This window comes from Arthrobacter psychrolactophilus, assembly GCF_003219795.1.
Taxonomy (GTDB): Bacteria; Actinomycetota; Actinomycetes; order Actinomycetales; family Micrococcaceae; genus Specibacter; species Specibacter psychrolactophilus.
The window spans coordinates 60,406-83,517 of the sequence record NZ_QJVC01000010.1 but is presented as its reverse complement, the minus strand read 5'-3'; the positions used below and the strand labels follow the sequence as shown (position 1 = coordinate 83,517).

Below are 23,112 nucleotides of genomic sequence, written 5' to 3'. Positions count from 1 at the left end.
ATATGTGGTGGGAGTCACTTATCGTTGTTAATCGGTTAACCATTGACCGTTGAAAGCACGGTTTCGTGAGTTCAACGAAGGAGTTGACCGTTCCGTAACGATCAGGAGTAGCGATGAGTCAGATGCAAGAGGAAACGGTGTCGCGGATTGCCTCGGCCGATGTTTCCGGGACGGCACCCGATCGGCAGCGCACGCCGGGACGAACCTCCGGAAAGAGGCGCCCGCTTGCTCACGATGTTCCCCTGCGAAAGCTCTCGTGGCGAACCCGTTTGGGCCGAGACTGGCAGATGCTGTTGATGATGGTTCCGGGTGTGGCATTCCTGGCGTTGTTCTTTTATATCCCGATCCTGGGCAATGTCATCGCCTTTCAGGACTACCAGCCGTTTCTCGGGATCTCGGGCAGCGAATGGGTTGGCCTGCAGAACTTTGTGGACTTGTACTTCAACCCGGACTTCTGGGTAGCGCTACGAAACACGATCGTACTGGCCGTATGGCAACTGGTCTTGTTTTTCCCGGTGCCCCTGGGCTTGGCGCTGATCGTGGACTCCCTCGTGAGCAACAAGCTCCGGCGCTGGTTCCAATCGCTGGTATACCTGCCGCACTTTCTCTCGTGGGTGCTCGTCATTGCCTTGTTCCAGCAGGTGTTAGGTGGTGCGGGTCTGGTCAACAACACCCTGCGGGATCTGGGCTTGGACACCGTTCCATTCATGACTAACCCAGATACCTTCCCGCTCCTGGCCACCATCCAGCTCGTCTGGAAGGACGCCGGGTGGGCCATGATCATCTTCCTTGCCTCTCTGGCCTCCATCGATGGATCCCTCTACGAAGCTGCAGCGGCCGACGGCGCTGGACGGTGGCGCCGCATGTGGCACATCACCCTTCCGGGCTTGCGCTCCATCATCGTCTTGTTGTTGATCCTGCGCATCGGCGACATTCTCAGCGTGGGCTTTGAACAATTCCTCCTGCAACACGATGCCGTGGGCGCCGGAGCCTCCGAAGTACTGGACACCTTCACCTACTTTGCTGGCGTTGTTGGCGGCGGCTGGAGCGCCGGTGCCGCGGCAGGTCTCGCCAAGGGTGTGGTGGGCGCACTCTTGATTTTCGCGGCCAACAAGGTGGCCCACCGCCTCGGCGAACCCGGAATCTTCCAAAAGAAGGTGGGTTCATGAGCACCCCGACCATTACCTCATCCAGCAAGGAGAGCAGCATGACGGCGACATTGTCCGACCGGCGCGCCACGAAACGCTTGAGCAAGCAGTTGAGCTTCAACCCGGGACGGCCCGCCTGGAAAGAGCCGGCCTCACCCCTATACGGCACCATCAAGGCCATCATCATCGGAGGGATCAGCCTTTCGATCGTCATCCCCTTGCTGCTGGTTATCTCCACGTCCCTCGCCGATGACGAACAGTTGATAGCCGCCGGTGGATTCGTGCTCTGGCCCACCCATCCCAGTTTTGCCGCGTACCAAGCCATCTTCAGCGGTGAATTCATGATCCGGGCACTCGGTGTCAGCGCCTTCATCACCGCGGTGGGCACCTTCTTGGCACTGTTCATCACGATCACGATGGCGTATGCCACCAGCCGGCCCGTCATGTTGGGCCGCCCGGTGTTGATGCTGGTGCTGTTTACCTTGCTGTTTGCGCCGGGCCTGATTCCCATGTTCTTGATGGTCAAGCAGCTGGGCCTGCTGAATACGGTCTGGTCGCTGATCCTGCCGGGAACATTTGCCGCCTTCAACTTCGTGGTGATGCGGTCTTTCTTCATGAACATCCCCACCGAACTCATCGAGGCCGCTCGTATCGACGGGGCCAGCGACTTCATGATTCTGCGCAAGGTCGTGTTACCGCTATCGAAAGCAGTGATTGCCGTCGTGGGTCTTTTTTATGCCGTGGGGTTCTGGAACGCGTTTTTCAACGCCATGATCTACATCAACGATCAAACCCTGTATCCGGTCCAGCTCGTGCTGCGCAACTACGTTGTCCAGGGCGGATCGATGGCCGAAGCAATCGGGGTGACGTCCACGCCTCCTCCTCAATCGATGCAGATGGCCATTGTGGTGGTGGCCCTGCTACCCATTCTTATCGTCTACCCATTCCTACAAAAGCACTTCACCAAGGGCGTCATTACCGGCGCCATCAAGGGTTAGTCAGCACACAACTTTTCACAACCTGGTTTCAAGAGAAAGTGGTTTAACATGAAGCGTTCTATCAATACTGTTGGAGTTTCACGACGTAACTTCCTCGGGCTGGCCGGCATTTCAGTTGCCGCAGTGGCCTTGAGTGGGACGCTTTCAGCCTGCGGCGGCGGTGCCGGGGCCAAGGGAGGCGGGGCCGAAGCGTCCAAGGCGGTCGTCTTACCCACGTACAAGGAATTCACCGATGTGGTTGCTGACCTGCCCGGAAATGCCGATGGTTTGGAGGCTGGGTTTATCAATATGCCTAAGCCGGTTGCCTCGACAACGGCCAAGCCGCTCACCGGCCCCGTCAGCGTACTCTCCGAGACCTTTGAAATCATGGCTCCAGCCATGCCGGACAACCCCTTCTGGCAGCGCCTCAACTCGGCCCTCGGTGGCGAGTTCAACATGCAGATCGTTGAGGATACAGGAGACGGCTACCCGGCCAAGTTCGCCACGATTCTCGCCGGTGACACGCTGCCGGATTTGATGTGGATTCCGCCGAACCAGGGCCTGCCCAATGTGGGTGCCATGCTCGAGGCCAAGTTTGAAGATCTAACGCCATACCTCTCGGGGGACGCCGTCCTTGAGTACCCCAACCTGGCCGCACTTAAGCCCGATTCCTGGCGGACCGCCGTCGTCAATGGAAAGATCTGGGGCGCACCCATCCCCAGCACACCCTTTGGACAGGTCATGCTGGGCAATAAGGCCACCTGGTCCAAGGTGGGTGGGCTCAACGCCAAGGACGCGGACGAATTCTTCGACAAGGTCAAAGAACTCAGCGATCCCTCCAAGCAGCAATATGCTTTGGAGCCGGCGTACGTCAACGTTCTCAATATTGTGACGCAGTGTCTTGGTGCGCCGAACGGCTGGGCCGTCAATGCGGATCGCAGCCTGACGCACCTGTACGAGACCGAAGCCTACCTTTCCGGTCTGGAATACGTGGCGAAACTCTTTGCCGCCGGTGCGTTCTACCCTGACGTCAACATGACCAACGCCAAGACCCGGATTGTGAACGGTTCCCTGGGTGCCATGGTTGTTTCCGGTCCGCGCGACGTGGGCAGCTTCCGGGCCTTGGATGCCAAAGCGGACATTGAGCTGTTGGTGCCGTTTAGCTTCGATGGCAAGATCACCCCGAGCTACAACATGGGCTACGGAACTGTCGGTTATACGGCCTTCAAGAAGACCGATGAGAAACGCATCAAGGAACAGCTGGCCCTGGTTAACTGGCTCTCGGCTCCGTTTGGCACCGAGGAATACCTCGCCAAGAACTACGGCGTCGCCGGCAAGGACTTTGACTACGATGCCGATGGCAACCCGATCCTCAATGCCGAAGGGCTCAAGAATGTGCCCGGCGTGGTCAGCGCGTTGAACATCATGACGGCACCGGAGCGCGTCAACTTCAACCCGGGCTTCCCGCAAGTCACGAACTATGTGTATGAGGCAGAGAAGAAGCTGCTCGAATTTGCCTGGCGTAACCCCACGAACGGGTCGTACTCCGACACGAACGCCAAAGTCGGGCCCAAGATCACCAAGATCATCCGCGACAAGACCGTCGACATCATCACCGGCCGCGCCAAGGTCTCCGAGCATGCCGAGGTCCTCAAGCGGTGGAAGGCCGAAGGTGGCGACAAGATGCGCGCAGAGTATGAGGCCGATCTGAATGTGGACGCGCCTGTCTTTACGCAGCAGACGCTGTCAAAGTAGCCCAGAGCAAGAGTGCTAGTTGTCGACACGTAGTCGTGGCGTGTCGACAACCGGGACCGCCCGCGTTCCTCCGACAATAAGTTAGAGGAAACAACAAATGCGGGCGGTACAGCGTCCTAAACGAGGAGAACATCAGAATGAGTCGGCCCACCATCAAGACCGTCGCAGCGGAAGCTGGCGTATCAACGGCCACGGTTTCTTATGTTCTGGCCGGACGCACCCGGAGCAACGGTTCGGGTATTTCCCCCAGCACCGCCGAGCGGGTTCAGGCGGCCGCGCAAAAGGTGGGCTACCGGCCCAACCAGGCTGCTCGCACCATTCGGACCGGCAAGTCCAATCTGATGATGCTCTCGTTGACCATGCTGTCGGACCCTTGGTCGTTGTCGGTGAGTAAGGCTGTTGGTGCGGCTGTTGCCAGTGCCGGCATCACACCCATGATCTTGGCCGATACCGATTGGCGGACTGCCATCAAACGGCAAAGTGCTGACGTCATTTTCATCGATGCCGCAGCACAGGTCGGTGATGCTGAACTGCTCGCCGAACTGGCCCGCACGAGTCGACTCGTGGTGTTTAGCGAGACGCTCGAGCCAAACGGTTTCGATGTTATTCGTTCCGTCGCCGGAGGCAGTATGGATGCGGCCATGGACCACCTGACGGCCCAGCACACCAAGGTGGCATGCCTGACCTCCCGTGGCAGCCTGCAGGTGCCTACTCCCAAACGCTACGGCGCATATTTGGCCGGGCTGCGGCGCGCCGGAATCTCGTTCCGTGAGGACTATGTTGCGCCTTTTGAGGGTGACGAGTTCGGCGCTTACGAGGCGGCGGTGGCCTTGCTGAGTCAGCCTGATCCGCCCACCGCAATCTTTGCCACCTCCGACTTTGTCGCCATGGCGGCCATCAATGCGGCGCAACGATTAAAGCTTTCAGTTCCGGGCGATGTTGCCGTCGTGGGTGTGGGAAACACCCTCCAGGGCGAGGCCATGGAACCGTCATTGAGCAGCGTGGGGCCCGTGGACTTCTTTAACCGCTTGGCGCAATTTCTGGTGGAACGGGCCACCGACGGGTCCGCGCCACACCAGGTGCTGGAATTTCCCTGGCAGCTCTTTGTCCGGGATTCGGCACCACGGACACCCATACCTATTGATCATTAGTATAGAGAAAAGACATATTGTGACAGATGTAGTTCAGGAACGCCCGGACACGGTTCCGGCAATCGAAGATATGCGCGTGGGGATCGTTGGCTTTGGTCTGCGAGCCTCTTTGTGGAAGCACGTGCACCAACCGGGACAGGGTTCCGAAGTGGTCATGGTGTGTGATGTGTCCGAGCGTGGACGCTCCGATGCCGCCGAGCGAATTCCGACGGCGGCCATCACCTCGAGCCTCGAGGAGCTGTTGGGGGCCGGGCTCGACGCCGTACTGGTGCTGACCCCGGATAACCGGCATGCCGAGATTGCCGTGCAGACCTTGCGCGCGGGGATCCCCACCTTTTGCGAGAAGCCCCTGGACGTGACAGTGGAGGCCGCGGATTCGATTCTCGCTGCCGCGTATGAGTCCGGAACCCGGCTCTATGTTGGGCACAATATGCGGCATATGCCTGTGGTGGTGCAGATGCGGGAGGTTATCGAGTCCGGTCAGATCGGCGAGGTGAAGGCCATTTGGTGCCGGCACTTCGTGGGCAATGGCGGCGACTACTACTTCAAGGATTGGCACGCCGAACGAGCCAACACCACGAGCCTGCTGCTGCAAAAGGGTGCGCACGACATTGACGTGATTCACTGGCTGGCCGGCGGCTATTCCACGAAGGTCTCGGCCATTGGGGACCTCGCCGTTTATGGGGGTGTCACTAGCCGCCGGGACAATAGTGATCGTCGCATGGGTGACTGGTTCTCCCTGGAAAATTGGCCGCCCACGGAGCAGACAGACCTGAACCCCATCATCGACGTCGAAGACATCTCCATGATGCAGATGGTGCTGGATAACGGAGCCTTGGCATCGTATCAACAATGCCACTTCACGCCTGACTACTGGCGCAATTACATGGTCATCGGCACCAAGGGACGCATGGAAAACTTTGGCGATAGCCCGGGGGATCTCATCAAGGTGTGGACCAGCCGCTCCCAAAATGGCTTCGTGACACCGGATACCGAAATTGAAATACGCGACGGCGAGGGCGGCCACGGCGGTGCCGATCCCTTGCTGATTGCCGAGTTCCTGCGCTTTGCCAGAGAGGGGGGCATGACCGAAACCTCACCGATTGCCGCCCGCGAGGCTGTTGCGGCCGGTGTTATGGCGGCACAGTCACTGCGTTCAGGCGGTGGCGCCCTGGAGATTCCGCCGCTGCCCGCCGCCTGGATCGAGTATTTCAACGCCGGGCAGCCCACCCGCTGAGTCCGCTGTGGCAAATAAATGCCACGGCGCGTTATTCGGCCATCAGCTCAGCCATGACGTCTTGCAGCGCCTGCACCACGAGCGTGACGGAGGCGCGTTTGAGCGCCTCGGGGCGTGCCAGCAGGTCAATGCGGCGCCGTGTGCTGATGCCTGTGAGGGGACGTAGCGTGACGCCGGCATCCAAGGCGTGTCCGGAGGTGTAGCGGGGGAGCAGGCCGATGACCTCGCCCGTGGACACCAGTGCGGCGGCCGCGGAGTAGTCGTTGATGCGGTGCACCACCTCCACGGGGCGGCTCGCCACGGCGCCGATGGCCGTCAAAACATCCGCGGGTGAGTAGCCGCTACGGCTCGCCACCCATGGGTAGGCCACCACATCTTCGGGTGAAAGCTCGGGCAGGGCTGCCAGGGGGTGATCGGCGGCGATCGCAATATCCAAGGGTTCGTGCGCGAGGGGAATGACGCGAACTCGGGTCTCCGGCCAGGCCGGGCTGTGGTCCATGCGGTGTGCCAGCACCAAATCGTAGCGTGCTGTCAGCGCCGGAAAGTCCTGCTGGGCCACGTCTTCGTCGCTGAGCCTGAGTCGAGGGATCGCTGCCGCGGCGGCACCGTGGTGAGCTCCGCCGTCGGACAGGCGGCGCACCAGAGGGGCGAACAAGGCCTGTCCGGCGCTGTGAAAACCGCTGACGCGCACAATGCCGCCGGCGTCCTGTTGGTAACTGCCGATCGCTGCCTTCGCCGTGGCCAGGGCGCTGATGACGCCCGCGCCGGCGTCGGCTAGCACTTTACCGGCCTCCGTGAGGACCAGATTGCGGCCGTCCTTGCGGGTCAGCGGCGTGCCGACCTGGCGTTGCAGCAGCGAGATTTGCTGCGAGACGGCCGACGGCGTGACGGACAGTGTGTCGGCGACGGCCTTCACACTGCCAAGTTCGCCGAGGTCGCGCAGCATTTGCAGTTGATGAATTTCCACGGCCTCACCATACCATTTAGCATTTGCTTAATCGATGATGTTGAAATTTCTCATTGTGCTAAATGGTTTCGGGCGCTGTAATGGATGCAGACCACAACCGAGCATGAGTTTTTTGACCACGAAGGCGCACCCTGATGAAAGCACTGTACAAGTCCGGCCCGTATGCAGGCTTCGAGCTCGTTGAGCGCCCCGAGCCGACAACGGGCGTGCGAGATGTCAAGATCAAGGTGCACACCACGGGCCTGTGCGGCACCGATCTGCACATCCAGGCGTGGGACGCGTGGGCCGCGGAAACCATCAACGCCCCGCTCATCGCCGGGCACGAATTCTACGGCGAGGTCGTGGAGATCGGCTCCGACGTGCGCGATGTCAAGCTCGGCGACAAGGTCTCCGGCGAGGGCCACGTGGTGTGCGGCATGTGCCGCAACTGCCGCGCCGGCCGCCGCCACATGTGCATCAACACGATCTCCGTGGGCGTGCAGCGCGACGGCGCCTTCGCCGAATTCGTGGTCATCCCCGAATCCAATGTGTGGGTGCACAAGGACCCGTCCATCACCCCCGAACTCGGCGCCATCTTCGACCCATTGGGCAACGCCGTGCACACGGCCCTGAGCTTTGGCCTGGTCGGCGAGGACGTGCTCGTCACGGGAGCCGGCCCCATCGGACTCATGGCCGTCGCCGTCGCCCGTCACGCCGGTGCCCGCAAGATCGCCATCACCGACGTCTCCGAACCGCGCCTGGCCATGGCCGCCGCAATGGGCGCCGACCTCGCCGTCAACGTCGCCACGACCCGCCTCAAGGATGCGCAACTCCAGCTCGGCATGTGCGAGGGCTTCGACATCGGCCTAGAAATGTCCGGCCACCCCACGGCTCTGCCGGAAATGATCGACAACATGAATCACGGCGGCCGCATCGCCATGTTGGGCCTGCCCAGCGAGTCGATCGACATCAACTGGGGCAAGGTCGTCACCCACATGCTCACGCTTAAGGGCATTTACGGGCGCGAAATGTTTGAAACCTGGTACGCCATGTCCGCCATGCTCTCCTCCAACCCGGTCCTGCGCGCCGCCGTCGCCAGTGTTGTCACCGACGTCTTGCCCGCCACAGAATGGGAGCAGGCCTTCGAGATCGCCCGCTCCGGCCGCGGCGGCAAAGTGGTCCTCGGCTGGTCCGTCTTCTCCTAATTTTTACGTACGACGGCGGGACCTGCGCTCCCGCCGTCGGCCTTCCTCCCACAGCCCCTCACCTCACTCCAAGGAGTCCCATGTACACCGCCATGAAAGATGCGCTCACCGCCGAGCTGTCCGAGATCCGCACCGCCGGCCTGTTCAAGACCGAACGCCAGATCACCTCCGCCCAGTCCAGCCACGTCAACGCCGGCCCGCTGGATGGTGAAACGGCACCCGTGCTGAACTTCTGTGCCAACAATTACCTGGGCCTGGCCGACCACCCGGCCATTATCGACGCCGCCAAGACCGCCATGGACAGCCACGGCTTCGGCATGGCCAGCGTCCGCTTTATCTGCGGCACCCAGGACCTGCACCTGCAGCTCGAGGCGGCCGTCTCCACATTCCTCGGCACCGAGGACACGATTCTGTTCTCCTCCTGCTTCGACGCTAACGGTGGCGTATTTGAATCGCTCTTCGGAGCGGAGGACGCCATCATCTCCGACGCCCTCAACCACGCCTCCATCATCGACGGCATCCGCCTGTCCAAGGCCGCGCGCTTCCGCTACGCCAACCAGGACATGGCCGATCTGGAAACCCAGTTGCAGGCCGCCGCGGCACTCAACGACGGCGCCGGGGCACGCCGCACCATCATCGTCACCGACGGCGTGTTCTCCATGGACGGTTTCCTGGCCCCGCTCGCGGCGATCTGCGATCTGGCCGACAAGTACGACGCCCTCGTCATGGTGGATGACTCCCACGCCGTCGGCTTCATGGGTGCCACGGGCGCCGGAACTCCCGAGCACGCAGGCGTGTCCGACCGTGTTGACATCTACACGGGCACCTTCGGCAAGGCCCTGGGCGGCGCCTCGGGCGGGTACGTCTCCGGCCGCGGCGAGATCGTCGCCATGCTGCGCCAAAAGGCCCGCCCGTACCTGTTCTCCAACTCCCTGGCGCCGGCCATCGTCGCAGCAACCCTGAAGGCAATCGAACTCGTGGCTGGCTCCGCAGAACTACGCACCCGCCTGTTCGAGAACGCCGCCCTGTTCCGCCGCCGCATGAGCGAGGAAGGCTTCGAACTGCTGCCCGGCGAGCACGCCATTGTGCCCGTCATGTTCGGCGACGCCGTAGAGGCCGCCCGGGTGGCTGATGCCATGCTGTCCCACGGCGTCTTCGTCACAGCGTTCAGCTTCCCCGTAGTCCCGCGCGGCGCCGCCCGCATCCGCGTTCAGCTCTCCGCTGCCCACAGCACCGATGACGTCGAGGCTTGCGTGCGGGCCTTCGTCGCAGCCCGCGCGGCTTAGTGCAGGGGGCGGCTGGCTCGCGCGTGGCAAGATGAAACCATGACTTTTGTTTGGGATATCCGGGCACGCGTGCAGTTTGAGGGCGACGCCCACGTCATAGAGGACAGCTGCGGCTTTCGCGGGCCGGATGCCTGGGTCATCGACGGTGCCACGACGTTGCTGGAGCCCCTGGATCTGCCGGGCGCATCAAATCCGCAGTGGCTCGCGCAGCAGCTCAACGTCATCTTGGCGCAGCAGCCCACGGACGCGAGCCGCCGCGGGGTCCGGGCACTCCTGGCCGGTGCGTTGACGGCGATCGATGCGGCCGCCACGCCGCTCGTCGGCGAGGAACAGGTGCGATTCCCGAGCGCTGCCCTCTCCATCGCCCAGCTGAATGCTGACGGCGTCGAGGTGGCGAGTCTGGCGGACTGTACCGTCGTCGTCAGAACGGACGACGACGTGACGCACCTCGTGCGCGCAGGTGACGCCGACGCCGGGATCCCGCCCACGGTCGCAGCCGTTCATCCGGTCGATTCCGCCGCGGACGCCGTGCCGCCCACCCGCCGCGAGCTTCTCATCCGCGATCGTGAACTCCGCAATACCCCAGGGAAACTATGGGTGGCTCGGCGTGAGGGCGAAGCCGCTGACCATGCGCATGTCGTGCAATTGGGTGTCCCGCAACTCATGGTGATGGCCAGCGATGGGGCGTGGCGCGCCGTCGACCTCGGCTTGGTCAGCGGCCCCGAGGAGTTCCTCGAGCGTTGCAGCACCACCTTGGGGGCGCTCGGCCTCATGCATGAACTGCGGCTCAAACAAGCACAGATCGGCGAGGTGGCCGACGATGCCACGGTTCTCACGCTCGCCCCATCCCGCGACATTCCCTCCCTCTAAAATCTGTGTGGCAGTAGATACTGAAAATCGACGAAAAATCGGCGTTTTTTGGTATCTACTGCCACACAGATGGGAGAGGAGCGGGAGTGGGGTGGGAGAGGCGTGGGGAGGCAGTCAGCTAGGCCGCTACTGTCCTGAATCCTAGGTTGCCGCTGGCGGATTCGGGGGAGTTGGCGCTGCGTGCGGCCAACCGGTAGCGGTTGCAGTACGAGTCGTGACAGAGGTAGGAGCCGCCGCGCATGACCCGGCCGCGGCCGATCGTAGGCCCGGGTGGATCCATCACGGTGCCCTGGGCGAGGCAGCTCTTGTAGTACTTGGGCAAGAACCAGTCCGCGCACCATTCCCAGACATTGCCGCTGGTTTGATACAGGCCAAAGCCGTTGGGTTCAAAGCTATGCCCCGGGGCAGTCGTGAGAAATCCGTCGTCGCAGCTGTTGTCCGTGGGGAAGGTGCCCTGCCAAATATTGCAGTGGTGCAGCGGCTCACCCTCAGGGGTCACGCCGAGGAGTTCGTTGCCCCACGGGTAGCGGGCCTGGTCGGTTCCGCCGCGTGCCGCATATTCCCATTGGGCCTCCGTGGGGAGCGCCCGCCCTGCCCAGGTGCAGTAGGCCAAGGCATCGTTGTGGGACACCTGCGTGACGGGGTGATCGGCGATTTCTTCCCACGTGGATCGTGGTCCGGCAGGATGAGCCCAATCCGCGCCGCGCACATTGAGCCACCAAGGCGTTCCGCTGGCGGTGCCGAGGATGTCGGCCGTATCGGCTTGGACGGCGAGGTGAAACACGGCTGAGGTGCCGTAAAGCTCGGACTCGGTGCGGTACCCCGTGGCGTCAACGAAGGCGGCAAAAGCAGCGTTACTCACGGTGGTGGCATCGATGCTGAAGGCCGAAAGCTGTACGGGGTGAACGGGGGTCTCGCCGTCGTTGGGGTAGCCCTCGTCAAAGGGATCGCCCATGGCAAAGGATCCTGCCGGGAGCGCAATCTCGGTGTGTGGCGCGGCACCGGCAGTGCGCGGCGGGACGCTGAGAGAAAAAGTTTGCGGGGCGTCGGGACGGTGCTCGCGGTGATCGGCGGCGTCGGGACTGCAACAACTAGACATGGGCTCTCTTTACACCTGGTGGAATCAATGCCCCATTAGTCTATGCAGTGAACAGCCCTGTGACGTGCAGAACGCCGCCCGTCATTGGCAGCGCTCGGCGCTGTTAGCTGGTGGCCCCGGAGGCCATGACGCCCACGCCCAGAACGGCGAGGATGCCGCTGCTGATGCGCTCAATCAGGGTATTGACCTTGGGCTTGCGCAGCCACTTCATGGCCTTGTACGCCACGAAGGCAATCGTGGCTAGGTACAGGAAGCCGATCGTGGCCAGGGTCAGGCCCAGGAGCATGGCAGTGGCCAGCGTGTTGGCGCCGTGGGGGATGAACTGCGGCACCACGGCGAGGTAGAACAGTCCCACCTTGGGGTTCAAGAGAGTCGAGACCAGCCCGGCACCATAACCGGCGCGTTTGCTGTACACCAAGGGTTCGGGAGCCTCGCCCGTGGCCAGACCAGCTTTGGCCGCCTTGCGTGCCTTGATGAAGGAGGACAGGCCTAGATATAAGAGGTACAGTCCACCGGCGATCTTGATCCAGCGGAACACCTCGGCCGACTGTTCCAAAATCGCGGCCAGACCCAGCCCCACAAGAGCCGCCCACACTAAAGCGCCCGTGCCCGATCCTGCAGCTGCGGCCACACCGGCGCCCACGCGGTTCAGGGAAATACGCAGCACCATGAAGGTGTCCGGTCCCGGAATCAGGGCAAGCATGAGGCACAGTCCGGCGAAGGCCAGCAGGGAAACAAAGGTCATGGATTCTATTCTCCGGTCTGTTCCTGACCGGAGGCAAGGGTTGGGCGTCGACACCGTCCGTGATTCCAGACACTGCTTTCAACTCGGTGGGAGCCAAGCGCCCAAGCCAGCCGTTGAACGTCGTACGCTAAGGGCATGAGCGAACTGATCACCAACATTGGCGAATTGATGACGCAGGACCGCGAGCAGGGTACGCGGCGCAAGGCGGCCGTGGTCCTGGAGGGGGAACGGATTGCGTGGATTGGCGACGCGATCCATGCCCCGGCCGCCGACACCGTGGTTGACGCGCAGGGACGGGCCGTGCTGCCGGGGTGGGTAGATTCCCATACACACCTGATTTTTGCCGGTGATCGGACGGCCGAATTTGAGGCGCGCGTGGCGGGGGAGAGTTACAAGGCCGGCGGGATTGCCGTGTCGGTCGAGGCTACCCGTGCCGCGAGCGATTATGACCTCACCCGGCTGGGTCTGGGCCGGGTTGCCGAGGCGATGTCGCAGGGCACCACCTATCTGGAGACCAAGACCGGCTATGGCTTGGATGTTGAGGAGGAGCGGCGCAGCGCCCGGATCGCCTCGACGGTGGTCGATGAAGTGACCTTCCTCGGCGCGCATTTGGTGCCCCAGGGCATCGACGCCGACGCCTACACTGAGCTCGTCTGCTCCGAGATGCTCGAGGCCGTGCGCCCGTACGTGAGTTGGGCTGATGTCTTTTGCGAACGAGGCGCCTTCACCCCTGAGCAGAGTCGCCGGGTCTTGACGGCGTGTCGGGCGGCCGGGCTGGGCCTGCGCGTTCACGGCAATCAGCTCGGGCACGGCGAGGGTGTGGCGCTGGCCGTCGAATTTGGTGCCGCGAGTGTTGACCACGTCAATTTCCTGACGGACGACGACGTCTCCGCCCTCGCGCAGTCATGGTCCGGTTGGGATGGGGCTGCTAATGCGGGGCGCGGGGCCGGGGTTCGGGGGACCGTCGCGACGGTCTTGCCGGCGTGTGATTTGTCGACGCGTGCGCCGCTGGCTCCGGCCAAGCGGCTTGTTCAGGCCGGGGTGCCGATTGCGATCGCCTCCAACGCCAATCCCGGAACGTCCTATACCTCGTCTATGGCCTTTTGCGTTGCGACCGCGGTCTTGCAGATGGGCCTGAGCGTTCATGAGGCTGTCCGGGCGGCAACCTTTGGTGGAGCGCTGGCGCTGGGGCGTGAGTCCGGTGAGGATGTTGACGGGCAGCGGGCCGTAGGATCTATTGCTGTGGGGCATCGGGCGGATCTGCACATGCTCCGGGCGCCGTCGGCCACACATCTGGCCTACCGGCCGGGTGTTCCGTTGACGGCGGCCGTCTGGCGCGCGGGCGTGCATGCGGTCTAGAGCTGCTTGCGCATTTTGATGGCCGTGGTGTCGTAACCCAGCGTTTCGTAGAGGCTCCGGGCTGTGTGGTTGAAGCCAAAGACGTTGAGCCCGAGAGTTCGCGCACCGTGGGACCGGGCATAGCGTTCGGCTGCCTGCATCGTGGCCCGACCCAGGCCTCTCCCTCGCTGCTCGGCGTCGATCACGATATCCCACACCCACCAAGCGCTGCTGTCATCGGAGGTGTCGCGACCTACCCAGAGATATCCCACCGTGCTTCCGGCATCGTCGACGACGAAAAAGACCGCATTGTCCGGCGTGGGGTGACCTTCGGGAAATGCGCCAGCGAGGCTGGCCTGGGCACGTTGCTGGGCAATCGCCGCTGTTTCGCCCATGGCCACGAGATCGTTCTCGTATTCGAGACTGCTTCGCTCGCGCCAGGCAGGAAAGGACTCGGGGCTGATCGCCATCAGCTGGATCGGGGTCGTCATCTAGATAGTCTGACAGCCGGCGATGGCCAGGCTCAAGCCAACGGCAGCTGCGCGTTAAACAACCGGCCCCACCCCTGCGCTGACACAGGGGTGGGGAAGGTTGTTGGGAACGGCGGAAGTTACTTCACAGGCGGACCCGTGACCTTCAAGGCCGCCCAGCCATGGAGGCCGCCAGCCTCGTTGAACAGGACCACCTTGTTATCGCCGGGGCGGGTGCTTTCCGGCGTGTTGACCTCGATGGTGCCGTCCGGCTGGGTCTGATGCCAGCCAAGCCCGTCGCCGTTGAGGTAGACGTAGAACCACTCACCGGCGGCGAGTTTGGCCAGCGTCACCTCGGAAGGTCCGCGGTGGAACTTCTGGGAGCCCAGGCCAAGATCGATCTGGGTGTCCTTCTTGAGCAACTTCAGCTGCGGCGCTTCAGGAGTGAAGCCCGGCGCGGAAGGTCCAACTGGCTTCGCCGTCACCGAGATGGTGGTGGTGCCGGTGGCAGCCTTGCCGGACTTGTCCGTGCCCGTGGCGGTCAGTGTGGCGACACCCACCACGGCGTTCTCCGGGACCACCAGGGTGAATGTTGCTACGCCTTCTGCATTGGCAATCGCGGTGAGTGCTTCGGCGTCGGCCAGCTGCAAGGTGGCTGAAGAATCAGCCTGCAGGTCGGCAACGGTCACGGTGTGCGTTGACCCCTGCTCGACGGCGTTACCGCCCTCAACTGCCGGAGCCAGCACCAGGGCCGGCGTCTGGTCAGCGCAACTGAACTTGGCATCGGCCCAGTCGGCCCACTCGTCGCCATTGAGACCAGCCACCATGACCTTGGCGACGTTCAGATCGATGTATCGCACGCCCGTGACATCGACGGAGAGGGCGTAGCCCGCATCGTCGACCGTCAACTGGGGTGAGGTAGCAAGGGTCTTGCCATCGCCCACCACGGTGAACACCACGTTGCCGCGGTGCGCCTTGGGTAGCTTCGCATCGTCAATGCCCACCAGGGCGCTGAAGGAGGTGCACTGACCGCCCAGGTAGAGGCGGACGCTGGAATCGGCGTGGACCCCGAGCCCCTTCTCGTAGACCTTGGTGTCGATCGTGATGGGCGTGCCATCGCCCTGGGCGTTTTCTCCGTTGTTGAGGTCGCGCTCCACGGGACCCCACTCATTGATGGGCGTGCCCACAAACTCCATGTCGCTGGCAAAGATGTCAGCGGTGGGAGCTGCGGGGGGAGTGCCGACAATGCTCACGGGAACAGAGCCGGTGGCTGCCTTGCCGTTCGTATCGGTGCCAGCAACCGTGATGGTTGCAGCACCAAGGGCGGCGTCGGCCGCAATCTTCGAGGAGAAGGTTGCCACGCCATCAGCGGAGGCCGTGGCTTTGCCGAGCTCAGCGGTGCCCAGTGAGAAGGTGGCTTCTGTGCCGGCCGTTAGCTCGCCAACACTGACGCTGTAGTCAGTGCCGCGTTCCAGTGGCCCGCCCGGGTTGACCACGGGGGTCAACGCCAATGCGGGAGCCTCATCCGAGCAACGGAACATGGCGTCCGCCCAGTCGGCCCAGTCATTGCCATTGCTGCCATTGGGGTCAACCACAAGTTCAACGTACTTGGCACCCTTCAGGTCCACATTGATGGGCAGCGCCGGTGAGGCACCCGTCAGTACGCCGGAGTTGAACAGTTCCACGCCGTCGCCGAGCACCTTGAAGATGACCGAGCCGCGCGTGGCCTGGAAATCGTCGATGCCGATAACAGCCGTGAAGGCGGCGCACTGTGTGCCGACAAAGTACTTGACGGTGGAGGCTGCATGCACGCCCAGACCCTTGGCATAGGCTTTGCCGTCCAGCATGATGGCCGGGCCGTCCTTCTCGCCCTGCTCACCGTTCGTCAGATCCTTCTCGGCAGGACCCCACCCATTCGTCGGGGTGCCGATCCACTGCATGTCGGAGGCGTAGGTATCCTTCACCGGCGGGTGCGGCATGGTGTACACACCCAGCGTGGATTCCGCCTTGCGCTCGCCGATCGGCTCAACCGTGGTGGTGTACACCGAGTTGGACGAGATGTTGTAGCTGCCGTCGGCCGAGGCCGGGGCAAAGACATTCCACTTCGTGACGAGCTTGGCGCCCGGGGCCAGCGTTGCTGCTGTTGCGGGGGTTGTTGGGGTGGCGCTCCAGCCTTCGGGCAGCTTCAGCGTCACGACGGCGTTGCTCACCGGGGCGGGCTCATTGGAGACCAGGGTTGTGGTGAACTCATTGACGGTGTTCTGCTCAATGATGGGTCCGGTTTGTGTCAGCGAGAGCTGCGCACAGGCCGGTGTGGCGGTGGATTCGCCCAGGTCACGGATCAACAGATTGTCCAAGGACAGATCCGCGGCCGTGGAGCCGTTGCGCAACAGCCCAACGTAGCTATCACCACAGGCCGACGCCGTGAAGTTTTGCACCCAGCGGGTCGTTTCGTGCATCGCCGGGAACGGGGTCGACTGCGTCTGAACCGCTCCGGCCGAGCCATCGTAGCCACCCACCCAGGAATACTCATTGGCCTTGGTGGACTGGTAATTGAACGAGATTTCGTAGTCGTGGCCGGGCGTGAACTTCACGGTGGCAGGTGTGGTTCGGTACACCAAGCCACCGTTTTCCTCATGGGAATGCAGGGAGAAGGCGCCATCGAGCACATCGTCCATGACCTTGCCGTTCCAGCCCTTCTGGGTGAAGGGGGCGTGGATCGGCGCCAGGTGGGTACGCGGGTCGGTGATGCCGCCGGCGTTGCCCTTGACGAACGGGCCCCAGCCCTGGTCGACGTTTTCAAAGTCTTCCGCGAGGACCACCCCGGTTGGCACGGTCCCACTGACGACGTCGGACCCGCTCACCTTAGCGGTCTTGACCACGCGCACGTCATCGATGAGGACGGCGGTGGTGCCAGCTCCGGCCGAGATCGTCAGGACCGGCTTGTCGCCGTCGTTCTTGACGTCGATGAGAACGCGGACCCGCTGTGCGTAGGTACGATTCTTTTGATCGGCCGCCACCGTATTGAACAGGGCGGAGGAGTTCACCGTGTTGGTGACGGCGGGGGAGCCGGAGACCGCGGCGCTGATCGTGGTCTCCCGCTTACCGCGGGGGGATTTTTCCACACTGGCCAGGGTGGGATCGATTTCAACCCACGCACTGACGGAGTAGCTGCCCTGTGGCAAGGCACCCAAGGTTTGCGTGATGCTTGCGGCACCATCGCCGAAGCGGGCCGAGGTCAGTCCCTTGGCGGAACGGGCTAGACTCACATTTCCGTTCGGATGCCAGGCGGTCAAGTTTCCGGCATTGAAGCCGGGGTCAGTGACGTTCGAGCCGTGGCCCCAATCGGTCGTGGCATTGGGTATCACGGTGTCAACGGCCGTGATGGCCGGGGTTGTGGCCAGTGCCGTGGTGGGGACCAAAACGTAGGCGGTGTTTTCCTTGGGGGTCAGGTTGATCTTGCCGTCGGTGACGGCCACGTCGCTGACAAAGGAACGCCCCTGATCCGTGAGCTCATAGAGCTTCAGGGTTGCCTGATTGGCGAACTCGGGCAACAGCGTCCACGTTTGGGCGCCGCCCTTGAGACTGTAGTTGTACAACTTGCTCTGCTTGTTCGTGTCGTTGCTGGCCGTTTCGCCAAACTCCACGGCCTCGCTGGACCACGGCAGAAGATAGTCGTGGCCCTTGAGCACCTCAACGCCCTTCTGGGTGATGACGCGATCCTCCAGCGAGGTGCCGGTCACGCGCACGTTGTTCCCGAGCGTAATGGCCTCGGGGGTCCAGGTGGAGATTTCCTGCTGCTGCAGGAACTTCACGGGGACGTTGTTGTCCCACACGTTCTTGAGGAACGCGTTGTAGTTGTTCTGTCCCGTCCAGCCCTGCCATTCGATGATGTGCTGGGTGCCAAGGCGCGGGTCCGGGTTCCAGATGTCGCGTTGGGAGTTCTGAGCGAAACGGATGATCTCCGAGTTCCAGCCCTTAAGCGTGCTTCCACCGTATTTTTCATCGACGGCCCAGTGCGACCACGTGTTGTTGCGAACCATGGAGTTGGCAAATTCGGAGGACACGGAGAAGCCGTTGTCCATGATGTTGCGCTGGAGGCGCTCGCCGACCCAGCCGGACTCGTAGTACACGTCAATGTAATTGGCGCTCAGGTTGTCATCGGCTGCGTCGTCCAGACCCTTGATGCGCTGGTTCTGGTCGCCGGAGAGCACGTCGCGGCGCTGGTCAATGTAGTAGGACTGTTCGAGCCAGTTCCAGCCTTTGCTTGGCGGTTGCTTGATGAAGGTGTCGCTAAACGCCTTGGACTCGGGATAGGCCTCGGTGTTGTTCATGTGGACGCTGAATGTGGCCCCGTACTCCTTGGCCTGGGTCAACAGTGTGTTCATGTCCTTGATGCCGCCGGCGCGTTCGTTCCAGTTGCCGCTGAAGTCCGTGTTGGCAGAATCATGGCCTTCGGAGGTGAAGCCCTTCAGGAGCGAGAACTGGCCCAGGCCGTCGGTAGCTAGGGCGGTGTGCTTGACGTCGTCAAGGGTCCGCAGGAAGGGATTGGTGGCCTGGCTGGCGAAGTTGAAGGGGATGTTCTGAACTACACGGTTCTTCACATCTTCCCAGCCCTTGGGCTTGTATTGAATCGCGCGTGAGGCGATGGCGCCGTCTTGCCAGTTGATGGTGCCGTCCGCATTGGCGTCAGCGGTGATGATGACCTTGGCCTCGGGCAGTGGCTCGGTTTCCGTGGACCCCTTGGCCCGGTACAGCCATGCGCCGGAGGAGATGCCCACCTTTTTGTTGGCGCCGGCGGCCTTGACCTGGCGCCAGAAACGCCCGCGCTCGGAGGCGGCGAGGGAGTTGTCCGCCGTGGACCACGCGCCGTCGTACAGCGAATTGCTCTCGAAACCAGCGGCCAGGGTGGCCGTGTTGGCGATGGCGACCATTGATGTCTGGGCTGCGGCATCAACCGTCGTGCCGGCCGTGATGGGGGTGATCTTGTCTCCGGAGATGGCCCGGTCGGTGGAGACGACAGCCGTCGCCACCGACGCGCCGGCATCAGCGGAGGACACGGTCACCAGGTCTTGATCCATGATCTGGATCCGGTTGACCTGATCCGCTCCGGTTTCCTTGATTTCGGTGATGTTGAACGTGAGCACGTTCTTCGCAACCGAAAGCTTAGCCTTCAGGCTGATGCCATCCATGCCGGGCACCTCGATCATGTAATCGATCGAGGTGCCGTCAGGATTCACGGCCGAGGTTACGTTGACGGCCTGGTCGACGCCGTTGATGCGCAGCTTCGTCGCAACGGCGGTGGCGCCGGTCATGGTCTTCGGTGTCCCGGCATCGGACAGGGTGTATTTCAGTGCTTGGGGGAACGCCGTGGAGACCTCTACGGCGAGCTGCCCGGAGGTGATCACCGCCGTGCCCTCGGCGGCCATGGCCGGGATTGCCGCCGCGACGGGGATGATGGTGCCGGCCATGACGGCTCCGGCGATCCCCATCCCCAACCACGTGCGGTGGTGTCGGATCAATGACATCAGGAACTCCTTGAAGAACTGTGGTGCGGTATCAAACGGCATTTGTGCACATTTGAATCGATGAGGCTGATGCTGGTGAGGCTGCCAGAAGAAAATCCCCCAAGGTGGCGCGCATCACTGTTATCCATAACACCGTAACAGTGCGCCGGTGGTGTGGCGAGTGTTTGGGGAATCTTTACGAGAAGATTTCCGGAAGGAGTGCTGTGCCGCCACGCAGGAGCTCGAGTGATTGAAAGTGACGTTTTCTATCAACTTATGATCATTATGTGTTACGATTGGCGTGACGAAAACGCTTCAAGCTGCCGGGAATCGGTGGCGCTGAGGCCTCAAGAAGCCCCAAATTTCAAGGAGAACGCGCAGCATGAGCGATAACACCCAGCTTGGCCCCTTCATGGATGCTGAACTCACGAGCCAGCCGGACGTGTGGGCCCAGGCTATTGCCCAGGCGAAGAGCGAGAGCCTCCTGCCGACCGACGGTCAGCGCGTTGCCGTGATCGGCTGCGGCACGTCGTGGTTCATGGCCCAGAGCTACGCCACGGCACGCGAGGCTGCCGGGAAGGGTGTCACCGACGCCTTCGCCGCCTCCGAGGCGTTCCTGGGCGCGGATCGTGGCTATGACGTGGTGGTTGCCATCACCCGTTCCGGCACCACGACCGAGGTGCTGGAAATCCTGACCGCGATCAAGGGCACGGTGCGCACCGTTGCTTTGGTGGGCGACATCAACTCGCCGATCATGGCCCTGGCTGATGCCGTCGTCGAACTTCCCTACGCCGATGAGCAGTCAGTGGTTCAAACCCGCTTTGCTACGACGGCCCTGACATACCTGCTCACGAGCGTCGGTGTTGACCTAAGCGCCGCCGTCGAGGATGCCAAGACGGCCGTCACCGCGCCGGTCGAGCAGGAGCTCATCGACGCCGAGCAGTTCACCTTCCTCGGCACCGGCTGGACGGTTGGCCTGGCGCACGAGGCCGGGCTGAAGATGCGCGAGGCCGTTCAGGGCTGGACCGAGTCCTACCCGGCCAAGGAATACCGCCACGGCCCCATCTCCATCGCCGCCCCGAACCGTGTCACCTGGATGTTCGGCGAGCAGCCCGAAGGCCTGGACCGCGACGTCGCCAAGACCGGTGCGCTGTACATCAACACCACCACGCACCCGCTGGCAGAGCTGGCCCGCGTCCACCGCATCACGCTCGAACGCGCCCGCGCCCGCGGCATGAACCCGGATCTGCCGCGCAACCTGACCCGTTCGGTCATCCTGGACGACTAGCTTCGTTGACGGGCCACCGGGCGGCGGCTATCTTGCCGCGCTAAAGTGTTGGGCATCCCACTGTTGTGTGGGATGCCCACGCCCTGATCTGCTGCTTTTCTCACCACGCCTGCTGGCTCTTGCACGGAAAGACCTCCCATGAACACTTTGACGGATCCCTCCGCCGCGTCTCATCACGAAGCAAACTCATCGGCCGCAAAGCACGGCAACGCGGTTTTGGCCTTTGACGTGGGCGGCACCGATATGAAATCGGGCATCGTCGTCGGGGACGTGAACAGTGGGGCCATCGAGGTTTTGGACGTGCGCCGCCACCCCACACCCTTAGATGGTGCACGATCCGGCGAGAGCGTGTGCGCGCGGATCGTGGAACTCACGCAGGAGTATCGGGCGGCATATCCGCAGCTCGTGATCGATGCCGTGGGCGTCACGGTGCCCGGCATTGTCGACGAGGAAGCTGGGATCGGGGTCTTCTCGGCGAACCTCGGGTGGAAGGATTTTCCGTTCACGGCCACCCTGACGCAGGCCCTAGGTCTTCCCGTGGGTTTCGGCCACGACGTCAGCATGGCCGGTGAGGCGGAATTCCGTCTCGGTGCCGCCGTGGGCAAGAAAGATGTGCTGATTCTGGTGATTGGCACGGGCATCGCCGGTGCCGTCCTCTGCGACGGGCACCGTGTGGCCGGCGGCGGCTATGCCGGCGAGATCGGCCACGCCCTGGTCCCGGGCCCGGAGGGCGCACCGGTCATTCTAGAATCCCTGGGCTCGGCCGGTGCCGTGGCGAGGCGCTACACACAGGCAACGGGGAGCGTGGTCTCCGGAGCCCGTGACGTGGTGGCCTTGGCCGCCGAGGGAGACGCGGCAGCCGTGGCCGTCTGGAAGGACGCGATCGACGCCCTCGCCTTTAGTATCAGTCAGTGCGTCTCTATTCTGGGCACCGAAACCGTGGTGCTCGGCGGCGGCCTGTCCATGGCGGGACCGGCCTTGTTTGAACCTCTCGCCGCCCGCGTGGATGAACTCTTGACCTTCCACCGCCGCCCCGAGTATGTCCACGCAGCTCTCGGTGAAAATGCCGGCCTGATCGGTTCGGCGTTGAAAGCCCGCAGCCTTGCCGGTGGCGCATGAGCGGGAACCCTGTGGTCCTCACGGTCACGCCTAACCCCGCCCTCGACGTCACCTACACCGTCCCCGGCATCCACCTAGGCTCCTCGCACCGCGTCCCGGCACCCTTGAATCGCGCCGGTGGCAAGGGCCTGAACGTCTCCCGCGTGGCGCAGCAACTCGGCTTCCCGACTCTGGCTATCGCCACCTGCGGCGGCACCACGGGCCAGCTTCTGCGCAGCGATCTCGAAGCCGCCGCCATCCCGCATCTACTCGTCCCCGTGTCCGCCGAAACGCGCCGCACCATCGCCTTCGTCGACACCGGCAGCAACAACACCACCAGCATTTTCAACGAATCCGGCCCGGCACTGTCCGCGGCCGAGTGGCGCTCCCTGGCTGCCGCCGTCGTCGATCACCTCGGTGGGGTGCAGACGGCCGACGGCGTGAGCCGGCCAGGAGTCCTCGTCGGCTCCGGTTCCCTCCCGGACCAGGCGCCGGAAGACTTTTATCCCGCCCTCGTTGCCCTCGCGCACGCGGCGGGAGTTCCTGCCATTATCGACACCTCCGGCAGTGGCATCCTCGCCGCGGCACGAGCCGGAGCGGATCTCCTCAAGCCCAATAATCACGAACTCATGGAGGCCATGGGCGAGCAAGACCTCGTCTCCGCCGCCCGCAAACTCCTGAGCTTCGGCGCCAAGCGCGTCCTGGTCAGCGTGGGTGAAGAAGGCATGCTGGCCTTCAGTGCCGATGCCCCGGGAACCTGGATCCAGGCCAAACTGCCGGCCCCGCTCAGCGGCAACCCCACGGGCGCCGGCGACGCGGCGGTGAGCGCGGCCGCCGTCGCACTCGCACAGGGGGAGGAAAGCCTGCGCGAGATTCTGCGGCAGGCCACCGCGTGGAGCGCCGCCGCCGTCCTCATGCCCGGCGCGGGGGAAATTTCCCCCAGCTACGCCGAACTCGCCCAACAACTCATCATCACAGACCACTAAGGAACG

17 protein-coding genes are annotated in these 23,112 nt (G+C 63.0%); 12 read left to right on the top strand and 5 right to left on the bottom strand.

Annotated elements, in window-relative coordinates:
* Nucleotides 1-287 precede the first annotated feature (287 nt).
* From CVS30_RS11250 to CVS30_RS11230, 5 genes are all read left to right on the top strand, one after another.
* On the top strand, nt 288-1,169 hold the full coding sequence (locus CVS30_RS11250; protein ID WP_306418775.1) for an ABC transporter permease: 882 nt from the start codon (nt 288-290) through the stop codon (nt 1,167-1,169).
* 38 nt (nt 1,170-1,207) lie between these two features.
* On the top strand, nt 1,208-2,146 hold the full coding sequence (locus tag CVS30_RS11245) for a carbohydrate ABC transporter permease (protein ID WP_110485450.1): 939 nt from the start codon (nt 1,208-1,210) through the stop codon (nt 2,144-2,146).
* A 48-nt stretch (nt 2,147-2,194) separates the two neighbouring features.
* Nucleotides 2,195-3,880: a type 2 periplasmic-binding domain-containing protein gene (locus tag CVS30_RS11240; protein WP_110485425.1), complete on the top strand. Its 1,686-nt coding sequence runs from the start codon at nt 2,195-2,197 to the stop codon at nt 3,878-3,880.
* A gap of 137 nt (nt 3,881-4,017) precedes the next feature.
* Complete coding sequence (locus CVS30_RS11235; RefSeq protein WP_110485424.1) at nt 4,018-5,031, top strand: LacI family DNA-binding transcriptional regulator; 1,014 nt, start codon at nt 4,018-4,020, stop codon at nt 5,029-5,031.
* A 70-nt stretch (nt 5,032-5,101) separates the two neighbouring features.
* Complete coding sequence (locus CVS30_RS11230; protein WP_110485423.1) at nt 5,102-6,268, top strand: Gfo/Idh/MocA family protein; 1,167 nt, start codon at nt 5,102-5,104, stop codon at nt 6,266-6,268.
* 31 nt (nt 6,269-6,299) lie between these two features.
* Here CVS30_RS11230 and CVS30_RS11225 read toward each other — a convergent pair whose 3' ends face one another.
* Complete coding sequence (locus CVS30_RS11225; protein ID WP_110485422.1) at nt 6,300-7,235, bottom strand: LysR family transcriptional regulator; 936 nt, start codon at nt 7,233-7,235, stop codon at nt 6,300-6,302.
* 134 nt (nt 7,236-7,369) lie between these two features.
* Here CVS30_RS11225 and tdh point away from each other — a divergent pair, with 134 nt between their 5' ends.
* The 3 genes from tdh (at nt 7,370) to CVS30_RS11210 (ending at nt 10,575) form a co-directional block, all read left to right on the top strand.
* Nucleotides 7,370-8,419 (top strand): L-threonine 3-dehydrogenase, encoded by a 1,050-nt coding sequence (gene tdh / locus CVS30_RS11220; protein ID WP_110485421.1) that lies wholly within the window; start codon nt 7,370-7,372, stop codon nt 8,417-8,419.
* Nucleotides 8,420-8,499: 80 nt separating this feature from the next.
* On the top strand, nt 8,500-9,705 hold the full coding sequence (locus tag CVS30_RS11215; protein WP_110485420.1) for a glycine C-acetyltransferase: 1,206 nt from the start codon (nt 8,500-8,502) through the stop codon (nt 9,703-9,705).
* A 39-nt stretch (nt 9,706-9,744) separates the two neighbouring features.
* Nucleotides 9,745-10,575 (top strand): hypothetical protein, encoded by an 831-nt coding sequence (locus tag CVS30_RS11210; RefSeq protein ID WP_110485419.1) that lies wholly within the window; start codon nt 9,745-9,747, stop codon nt 10,573-10,575.
* 118 nt (nt 10,576-10,693) lie between these two features.
* Here the strand turns inward: CVS30_RS11210 and CVS30_RS11205 are convergent, their stop codons facing one another.
* Both CVS30_RS11205 and CVS30_RS11200 read right to left on the bottom strand, forming a co-directional pair.
* Entirely contained in the window at nt 10,694-11,674 is a 981-nt protein-coding gene (locus CVS30_RS11205) for a formylglycine-generating enzyme family protein (protein ID WP_110485418.1), read from the bottom strand.
* Between the two features lie 103 nt (nt 11,675-11,777).
* Nucleotides 11,778-12,419, bottom strand: coding sequence for a LysE family translocator (locus CVS30_RS11200; RefSeq protein WP_110485417.1), 642 nt, complete (start codon nt 12,417-12,419; stop codon nt 11,778-11,780).
* A 135-nt stretch (nt 12,420-12,554) separates the two neighbouring features.
* On the opposite strand from CVS30_RS11200, the gene hutI reads away from it, so the two are divergent.
* Nucleotides 12,555-13,778 carry an imidazolonepropionase gene (gene hutI / locus CVS30_RS11195; RefSeq protein WP_110485416.1) on the top strand — a complete coding sequence of 408 codons (1,224 nt, stop codon included), beginning with the start codon at nt 12,555-12,557 and terminating at the stop codon, nt 13,776-13,778.
* Here the strand turns inward: hutI and CVS30_RS11190 are convergent.
* A complete protein-coding gene (locus CVS30_RS11190; RefSeq protein WP_245934562.1) occupies nt 13,775-14,248 on the bottom strand; it encodes a GNAT family N-acetyltransferase in 474 nt (157 codons plus the stop codon). The two genes, hutI and CVS30_RS11190, sit on opposite strands and share 4 nt — an antisense overlap.
* Before the next feature lie 119 nt (nt 14,249-14,367).
* Nucleotides 14,368-19,755, bottom strand: a complete 5,388-nt coding sequence (locus CVS30_RS11185) for an endo-alpha-N-acetylgalactosaminidase family protein (protein ID WP_181419777.1) — start codon at nt 19,753-19,755, stop codon at nt 14,368-14,370.
* A gap of 361 nt (nt 19,756-20,116) precedes the next feature.
* Between CVS30_RS11185 and CVS30_RS11180 the strand changes: the two genes are divergently transcribed.
* The 3 genes from CVS30_RS11180 to CVS30_RS11170 all read left to right on the top strand — a co-directional run bounded on the left by CVS30_RS11180 (nt 20,117) and on the right by CVS30_RS11170 (nt 23,106).
* The gene (locus CVS30_RS11180; RefSeq protein ID WP_110485414.1) at nt 20,117-21,022 is read left to right on the top strand and encodes an SIS domain-containing protein; all 906 of its coding nucleotides are present in this window, start codon (nt 20,117-20,119) and stop codon (nt 21,020-21,022) included.
* A 138-nt stretch (nt 21,023-21,160) separates the two neighbouring features.
* Nucleotides 21,161-22,141, top strand: coding sequence for an ROK family protein (locus tag CVS30_RS11175; protein WP_110485413.1), 981 nt, complete (start codon nt 21,161-21,163; stop codon nt 22,139-22,141).
* The gene (locus tag CVS30_RS11170; protein ID WP_110485412.1) at nt 22,138-23,106 is read left to right on the top strand and encodes a 1-phosphofructokinase family hexose kinase; all 969 of its coding nucleotides are present in this window, start codon (nt 22,138-22,140) and stop codon (nt 23,104-23,106) included. The genes CVS30_RS11175 and CVS30_RS11170 overlap by 4 nt, the downstream gene beginning before the upstream one ends.
* The last annotated feature ends 6 nt before the right edge of the window (nt 23,107-23,112 follow it).